The organism is Mesorhizobium sp. WSM4817 (genome assembly GCF_055811135.1).
Window position 1 is genome coordinate 1 of sequence record NZ_JBVVQQ010000150.1, and the last position, 351, is coordinate 351.

Below are 351 nucleotides of genomic sequence, written 5' to 3' on the forward strand. Positions count from 1 at the left end.
CGAGCAGGGTGCGGCAAAGACACCTTTCATGCGTTTCGGCGACACGGTCCGCATCGAGATGAGAGACAAGGCCGGCCACTCGGATCTTCGGCGCGATTGAGCAGACGGTGACGCAACACAAGAAGGAAGCCTGAGACCATGGCCAAGCAATTCGCATCTGTCGGCGATATGGCAGAGAAAAGGATCTCCTTCACCGAGATCGGCCGCGACTTGTGGGCCTTCACCGCCGAGGGCGACCCGAACACTGGCGTCATCATCGGGGACGAATCGGTGATGGTGATCGACGCTCAGGCCACGCCCCGACTGGCCGGCAAGGTGATCGAGAAGGTCAGGACCGTCACCGACAAGCCG

General features: G+C 61.3%; 2 pseudogenes. Both read left to right on the forward strand.

What is annotated here, in order from left to right:
• Nucleotides 1–134, forward strand: a pseudogene (locus AC0L2K_RS35150) (fumarylacetoacetate hydrolase family protein); the annotation flags it as partial.
• A 4-nt stretch (nucleotides 135–138) separates the two neighbouring features.
• A pseudogene (locus tag AC0L2K_RS35155) lies at nucleotides 139–351 on the forward strand (MBL fold metallo-hydrolase); the annotation flags it as partial.